This window comes from Sphingomonas sp. Leaf22 (assembly GCF_001421715.1).
In the GTDB taxonomy this organism is placed as follows: Bacteria; Pseudomonadota; Alphaproteobacteria; order Sphingomonadales; family Sphingomonadaceae; genus Sphingomonas.
Genome location: NZ_LMKP01000038.1, coordinates 1 through 2,569 on the forward strand (window position 1 = coordinate 1; position 2,569 = coordinate 2,569).

1 protein-coding gene is annotated in these 2,569 nt (G+C 46.0%); it reads right to left on the reverse strand.

The genetic code is table 11. The features are described 5' to 3' along the window. Positions 1–2,316 (reverse strand): calcium-binding protein (locus ASE70_RS19965; protein WP_162235985.1); only part of this gene is annotated, 2,316 nt, incomplete at its 3' end. Positions 2,317–2,569: the final 253 nt, after the last annotated feature.

Here is a 2,569-nt window from a genome sequence, read left to right on the forward strand (position 1 = left end):
GGCCTCGGGTCGGCAAAGGCCGGTGATATCGGTTCCGTCCGGGCCGACCACCGTAACCGAAGCGGATTGAGCCGACACCGTTGACTTCTTGAAGAAATCGCCAAATACCGCCGTGTCGATCCCACTGCCGCCATCGATATTATCATTACCTAGATTGCCGGATAGCCGATCATTACCCTGACCGCCGGACAGATCGTCCGAGAAACGCGTTCCACCAATACGGTCCTCTCCCGGACCACCAGTCTGGCCACTGTCAATTAGTTTGACCAAAACGGTTTTGGTATCAGTCCCGGTATCAAATACTTGACCTGATACACGGATCGTAACTGCTATCGTCTCCGTCCCTTCGGCAATAAAATCTGAAAGAATTGAAATAGGAGGCAACGTAAGCCCGTAAGACCCTGATGGTGACCTGACAAAATCATAACCTAATATTTTTTCTTTTAAAATTACGTCAGCATTAATAGTTGTAGTAGATTGTTCCTCGATATTAATGGATATTATTCCGTTAATATAGGAATTTCCTGATAATATTAACTTCAAAGATAATACTTTTTCGCCGTCTTCGGAGACCGATACAGGAGCAGTTATATCTGCGGTGATTGCTTCCGATGCTGGAACGATCTTAGGAACAAAGCCATCAAAATTATATTTAACGAACTCCCTAGCATCAATATTATCAAAGTATACCATGTTTTCGAAATAGTTTTCTTCTCCGGAATAACCATCTCGATCAATTTGAAGAATTGTTCTATTTTCAAATTGTACCAAACGAAGATAACCCAAGTCAAAAGGGTCAATACCTATCACATACCCCTTCCAAAATCTCATAGCTTCGCTGAACACAACCTTGTCGCCGCCTACTCCGACCGAAAAATCCTCGACGCTTATCGAACCATTCCAAGGTCCATAAGGGCTATATATATCCCTTAAAAGTAATGTGTCAGAACCAACGCCCAGTCGTACAATTCCAGTACCTGAATCAGCCTCAGCGCTTACCGTATCGTTTCCATCGCCTGCATCAATCTCGACTAAGCTATCATTATGAATGGTGAAGAAAATAATATCATTTCCCTCTCCTCCATTGAGGTAAGACTTACCAACAATACCTTGAAAATTATAAATTACTCTTAGAATATCATCGCCGCTGCCGCCGAATATTCTATCGTCCAAGCTGCCGCCATCATCGATGTCGTCGTTTCCATCGCCACCGATCAGGACATCATTCCCATATCCACCCCTGATCTGATCATGACCCGGGCCTCCATCGATCCAATCATCCCCCAATTGTCCGTCGATGTAATCGTTGCCAATCCCGCCAAGGATACGGTCACTGCCTGCTCTTGCTTCGATAAAATCATCGCCATCGCCGCCCTGAAATGTATCAGCACTGACTGTCCCGATCATTGTATCATTGCCGGTCGTACCGGCAAAAACCTGCCCCGTAGGCATGGTACCATTAGGGTCATAACTTTCGAAATTGAATTCAGTAAAAGCACTTGCCATCGTATTACTGAAACGTATCAAGGTTACATACTCGTTAGCACCGCCATCCGGATCGATTTGCAACAGCGTGTCACCATCATTTTGCAAAAGACGCGCATAACCCGATCCAAACGGATTTGAATCGTTGTTCCATTTATTAAGTGTAACAGGCAGGCCATACGTCCATTCTATACGATCACCCAAAGCACCAGGAACAAAATCGGTAATTATCACCTCGCTATTCAAACCATGCCCCGACAAATTTAGTATACTTAGTATACTTAATATACTAAGTACGTCCTTCCCCTCTCCAAGGGTTATATTCGCATTTAATCCAGATCCTGAAATATTGATAATATCATTACCAATGCCAGCATCCAATATTATCGTTGTCCCCATAATCGACGAGCTTATCGAACCGGCCGAAATATCTATTATATCGTTACCGCCACCACCAAAAATTGTTATATTTGTTCCGGATTCATCACTAGATCGATATATGCTTATACGGTCATCACCTTCGCCACCATCAAGCAGATCAGAACCACCGGCGTTGTTGTAAATGCCGCTATCGTAAAGGGAGTCTTGACCTTCACCGCCGTAAACGCTGTCGCTGCCCTGATTTCCGGTAAGGATGTCGTCACCTGACCCGCCTTTCAGGATGTCATTCCCCTCACCGCCGGAAATTGTATCATCTCCTGTGCCACCTTCGATCAGGTCGTCGCCCGCACTACCCTCGATGACATCCGCGCCCGCTAAACCCGAAATCGTATCATTGCCCGGCGTTCCAGTTAGTGTGTCGGCTGCCTTCGTGCCGGTGATACGACCCATGTTAGTTACCCTTGCATGCATCTTCGGCCTTCGGGCACGAAACGCTTATATTTCTAGATTTATAGTAGACAACGTATCGACGATTCCAGATCCAGGATGCCCCTGCAACATCCTGGATCTAGGCAATAAACAGCTAAGCTACTGTCACATCACGTCGATACCGTTGATGATGGCACCGCTCATCAGGTTATAATGTTCCTGGCTCAGGCTGACCTCGGTGACGAATGCCGCCGGGGCAAAGCCCTTGTTCAGC